The organism is Bradyrhizobium sp. Kon37 (genome assembly GCF_055807535.1).
The window spans coordinates 1-435 of sequence record NZ_JBVVOY010000143.1; the positions used below are offsets into that span (position 1 = coordinate 1).

The 435-nt window shown below is 54.7% G+C and carries 1 protein-coding gene; it reads right to left on the bottom strand.

All coding sequences use genetic code 11. The features are described from left to right. Positions 1 to 13: 13 nt before the first annotated feature. Positions 14 to 313 carry a DUF2730 family protein gene (locus tag AC0L3J_RS37505; protein WP_000364295.1) on the bottom strand — a complete coding sequence of 100 codons (300 nt, stop codon included), beginning with the start codon at positions 311 to 313 and terminating at the stop codon, positions 14 to 16. Between the last annotated feature and the right edge of the window lie 122 nt (positions 314 to 435).

Genomic DNA, 435 nt, shown 5'->3' on the forward strand with positions numbered 1-435 from the left:
AGAATATCGTTAATCATGAATTACTCCGGTTTACTGCGTTTTCAAGCAGCAGCTCCAGTTGATGGGAAAATGACTGCACCCGCTGGGACAGCACCCGGATATCGCCGGACAGCTCTGCAATTCGCAGGCGCATTTCGTGTACATCTTCTGTGCCAGGGATGCTGGCGTAGCGGGTTTCCATTTCGGTCATCCGGTTTTCAAGACGCTCCACACGCTCGGTGCTGGCAAAACTACGACGCATCGCCCAGACGGCCCCACCGGCCACAACAGGCAACAGGTAAGGCCATAACGCTAAAACTGAAATCAAATCCATTATTCTGTCACCGCCCGCTACAGCATGTTATGTCAGTCGCTGGGGATTGAAGGCTGGTCACGCTTAAAAGTGGTGGAGCTGCGCGCCCTGAAACGTCCACTGGCGCAGGCGCTGGCCTTTGC